Consider the following 5,122-nt stretch of genomic DNA (forward strand, 5'->3'; position numbering starts at 1 on the left):
ACTTGGCCACTCGCCTATCTCCCAGGGGGCAACCCCCAAGTACTTCCGCCGTAGATGGACTTAACTTCTGTGTTCGACATGGGAACAGGTGTATCTCCATCGCAATGATGACCAAATCATTAAATGTTACCTTGAACATTCAAAACTAAATAACAATTCTTCTAACTTTTAAACCATAAGCATATTATATTTGACTCTTTTGGTAAAGTCCTCGAGCGATTAGTACTGGTCCGCTCCAAGTCTCGCAACTCTTCCACTTCCAGCCTATCTACCAGATCATCTCTCTGGGCTCTTAATTCTTACGAATGGGTAATCTCATCTTGAGGTGGGCTTCGCACTTAGATGCTTTCAGCGCTTATCCCTTCCCTACATAGCTATCCAGCCGTGCTCCTGGCGGAACAACTGGTACACCAGCGGTAAGTCCATCCCGGTCCTCTCGTACTAAGGACAGATCCTCTCAAATTACCTACGCCCGCGACGGATAGGGACCGAACTGTCTCACGACGTTCTGAACCCAGCTCGCGTGCCGCTTTAATGGGCGAACAGCCCAACCCTTGGGACCGACTACAGCCCCAGGATGCGACGAGCCGACATCGAGGTGCCAAACCTCCCCGTCGATGTGAACTCTTGGGGGAGATAAGCCTGTTATCCCCAGGGTAGCTTTTATCCGTTGAGCGATGGCCCTTCCATGCGGTACCACCGGATCACTAAGTCCTAGTTTCCTACCTGCTCGAGTTGTAGCTCTCGCAGTCAAGCTGGCTTTTACCTTTACACTCTACGATTGATTTCCAACCAATCTGAGCCAACCTTTGAGCGCCTCCGTTACTCTTTAGGAGGCGACCGCCCCAGTCAAACTGTCCGTCAGACACTGTCTCCCTGGCCGATTATGCCAGCGGGTTAGAGTAACCATAAGTCAAGGGTAGTATCCCAACAACGCCTCAATAGAAACTAGCGTCCCTATTTCAATGGCTCCTACCTATCCTGTACATGACTTACAGGTACTCAATATCAAACTACAGTAAAGCTCCATGGGGTCTTTCCGTCCTGTCGCGGGTAACCTGCATCTTCACAGGTACTAAAATTTCACCGAGTCTCTCGTTGAGACAGTGCCCAAATCATTACGCCTTTCGTGCGGGTCGGAACTTACCCGACAAGGAATTTCGCTACCTTAGGACCGTTATAGTTACGGCCGCCGTTTACTGGGGCTTCAATTCATACCTTCGACTTACGTCTAAGCACTCCTCTTAACCTTCCAGCACCGGGCAGGCGTCACCCCCTATACATCACCTTGCGGTTTAGCAGAGAGCTGTGTTTTTGATAAACAGTTGCTTGGGCCTATTCACTGCGGCTGGCTTTTACACCAGCACCCCTTCTCCCGAAGTTACGGGGCTATTTTGCCGAGTTCCTTAACGAGAGTTCTCTCGATCACCTGAGGCTACTCGCCTCGACTACCTGTGTCGGTTTGCGGTACGGGTAGATATGACTTTACGCTAGAAGCTTTTCTTGGCAGTGTGACATCAGAGAGTTCGCAACCGTAGTTGCTTCCCCATCACAGCTCAATGTTAAAGAGAAATGCATTTGACACATCTCACACCTCACTGCTTAGACCAGAATCCATTAACTGGCATCTCTTAGCCTACTGCGTCCCTCCATCACGATCATATCTAGTACTGGAATATCAACCAGTTGTCCATCGACTACGCCTTTCGGCCTCGCCTTAGGTCCCGACTAACCCAGGGCGGACGAGCCTTCCCCTGGAAACCTTAGTCTTACGGTGGATAAGATTCTCACTTATCTTGCGCTACTCATACCGGCATTCTCACTTCTTAACGCTCCAGCACTCCTCACGGTATACCTTCATCGCGGTTAAGAACGCTCTCCTACCATTGATAAAATATCAATCCAAAGCTTCGGTAATATGTTTAGCCCCGGTACATTTTCGGCGCAGGGTCACTCGACTAGTGAGCTATTACGCACTCTTTGAATGATAGCTGCTTCTGAGCTAACATCCTAGTTGTCTGTGCAACCCCACATCCTTTTCCACTTAACATATATTTTGGGACCTTAGCTGTTGGTCTGGGCTGTTTCCCTTTCGACTACGGATCTTAGCACTCGCAGTCTGACTGCCGAACATGTGTATTAGCATTCGGAGTTTATCTGAGATTGGTAATCCTAGACGGACCCCTCACCCAAACAGTGCTCTACCTCCAATACACTTACATTTCGACGCTAGCCCTAAAGCTATTTCGGAGAGAACCAGCTATCTCCCAGTTCGTTTGGAATTTCTCCGCTATCCACAAGTCATCCAAACACTTTTCAACGTGTCCTGGTTCGGGCCTCCAGTGCGTCTTACCACACCTTCACCCTGCTCATGGATAGGTCACTAGGTTTCGGGTCTACATCATGATACTAAGTCGCCCTATTCAGACTCGGTTTCCCTACGGCTCCGTCTCTTCAACTTAACCTCGCATCATAACGTAACTCGCCGGTTCATTCTACAAAAGGCACGCTCTCACCCATTAACGGGCTCGAACTTCTTGTAGGCACACGGTTTCAGGTGCTATTTCACTCCCCTCTCGGGGTTCTTTTCACCTTTCCCTCACGGTACTGGTTCACTATCGGTCACTAAGGAGTATTTAGGGTTGGGAGATGGTCCTCCCGGATTCAAACTGGATTTCGCGTGTCCAGCCCTACTCAGGATACTGCTAGGTATAAGCGCTATTTCGTCTACGGGATTATTACCCTCTTTGATTAACCTTCCCAGGTTATTCGACTATAATGCTTAAGTCCACGTTGCAGTCCTACAACCCCAAGAAGCAAGCTTCTTGGTTTGCCCTTCTTCGCGTTCGCTCGCCGCTACTTACGAAATCGTTTTTACTTTCTCTTCCTGCAGGTACTTAGATGTTTCAGTTCTCTGCGTTACCTTTACATGAGCTATGTATTCACTCATGAATAACTGCTAGTAGCAGCTGGGTTTCCCCATTCGGAGACCTAGGGATCAATGCGTACTTACTGCTCCCCCTAGAATATCGTCGTTAGTCACGTCCTTCATCGGCTCTTAGTGCCAAGGCATCCACCGTGCGCCCTTATTAACTTTGCCATGATGATTTATAATCATCGTTTTTCAAGTATAAGTTTGTAAATTCTTTAAAATTCACAGCTTTTGGTTTATTTATCGTTATTAGATATTGTTATTTAGTTTTCAATGTTCAAGTGATTTTAACGTCTTGTCTGACAATGGAGCCTAGCGGGATCGAACCGCTGACCTCCTGCGTGCAAAGCAGGCGCTCTCCCAGCTGAGCTAAGGCCCCACAATCAAGAATTTGATTCTTGCTTAGGTTTATCACTAAACCCCTCAAAACTGAATAAAGTTGAATGCTCACGTCTTTGTATATATTCCTTAGAAAGGAGGTGATCCAGCCGCACCTTCCGATACGGCTACCTTGTTACGACTTCACCCCAGTCATCGGTCTTACCTTAGGAAGCGCCCTCCTTGCGGTTAGGCAACCTACTTCGGGTACTCCCAACTCCCGTGGTGTGACGGGCGGTGTGTACAAGGCCCGGGAACGTATTCACCGCGGCGTGCTGATCCGCGATTACTAGCGATTCCGACTTCATGTAGGCGAGTTGCAGCCTACAATCCGAACTGAGAATGGTTTTAAGAGATTAGCTAAACATCACTGTCTCGCGACTCGTTGTACCATCCATTGTAGCACGTGTGTAGCCCAGGTCATAAGGGGCATGATGATTTGACGTCATCCCCACCTTCCTCCGGTTTATCACCGGCAGTCTCGTTAGAGTGCCCAACTTAATGATGGCAACTAACAATAGGGGTTGCGCTCGTTGCGGGACTTAACCCAACATCTCACGACACGAGCTGACGACAACCATGCACCACCTGTATCCCGTGTCCCGAAGGAACTTCCTATCTCTAGGAATAGCACGAGTATGTCAAGACCTGGTAAGGTTCTTCGCGTTGCTTCGAATTAAACCACATGCTCCACCGCTTGTGCGGGCCCCCGTCAATTCCTTTGAGTTTCAACCTTGCGGTCGTACTCCCCAGGCGGAGTGCTTATTGCGTTAGCTGCGATACAGAGAACTTATAGCTCCCTACATCTAGCACTCATCGTTTACGGCGTGGACTACCAGGGTATCTAATCCTGTTTGCTCCCCACGCTTTCGAGCCTCAGTGTCAGTTACAGGCCAGAGAGCCGCTTTCGCCACCGGTGTTCCTCCATATATCTACGCATTTCACCGCTACACATGGAATTCCACTCTCCTCTCCTGCACTCAAGTCTACCAGTTTCCAATGCATACAATGGTTGAGCCACTGCCTTTTACACCAGACTTAATAAACCACCTGCGCTCGCTTTACGCCCAATAAATCCGGACAACGCTCGGGACCTACGTATTACCGCGGCTGCTGGCACGTAGTTAGCCGTCCCTTTCTGGGTAGTTACCGTCACTTGATGAGCTTTCCACTCTCACCAACGTTCTTCTCTACCAACAGAGTTTTACGATCCGAAAACCTTCTTCACTCACGCGGCGTTGCTCGGTCAGACTTTCGTCCATTGCCGAAGATTCCCTACTGCTGCCTCCCGTAGGAGTTTGGGCCGTGTCTCAGTCCCAATGTGGCCGATCACCCTCTCAGGTCGGCTATGTATCATCGCCTTGGTGAGCCTTTACCTCACCAACTAGCTAATACAACGCGGGATCATCTTTGAGTGATGCAATTGCATCTTTCAAACTTAAAACTTGTGTTTAAAGTTTTTATGCGGTATTAGCATTCGTTTCCAAATGTTGTCCCCCGCTCAAAGGCAGATTCCCCACGCGTTACTCACCCGTTCGCTGCTCATCCAGTTGGTACAAGTACCAACCTTCAGCGCTCAACTTGCATGTATTAGGCACGCCGCCAGCGTTCGTCCTGAGCCAGGATCAAACTCTCAAATAAAGTATTTAAGTCACCTTAGTGACTGGCTTGTCTTTCATTATTGATTGACAGATTTTTGATGTATCTTACTACATCACATGAGTCATTCTTCTTTATTCAGTTTTCAATGGTCTAGCTTATCGCTTCAAGACTCTCGTCTCTTGCGACAACTATTATATTCTATCAAACCTA

At 48.5% G+C, this 5,122-nt stretch carries 1 tRNA gene and 3 rRNA genes; all 4 read right to left on the reverse strand.

Features of this window, described 5'->3' with window-relative positions:
- A 5S ribosomal RNA gene (gene rrf, locus IAE52_RS11320) occupies positions 1-116 on the reverse strand.
- Between the two features lie 83 nt (positions 117-199).
- Positions 200-3,100 (reverse strand): 23S ribosomal RNA (locus tag IAE52_RS11325).
- A 138-nt stretch (positions 3,101-3,238) separates the two neighbouring features.
- Positions 3,239-3,311, reverse strand: a tRNA-Ala gene (locus tag IAE52_RS11330).
- Between the two features lie 93 nt (positions 3,312-3,404).
- Positions 3,405-4,951, reverse strand: a 16S ribosomal RNA gene (locus IAE52_RS11335).
- The 16S, 23S and 5S rRNA genes sit together here with 1 tRNA gene alongside, the layout of an rRNA operon.
- Positions 4,952-5,122: the final 171 nt, after the last annotated feature.

Origin of the sequence: Lactococcus sp. S47, assembly GCF_016517475.1 — a bacterium.
Lineage (GTDB): Bacteria > Bacillota > Bacilli > Lactobacillales > Streptococcaceae > Lactococcus > Lactococcus lactis.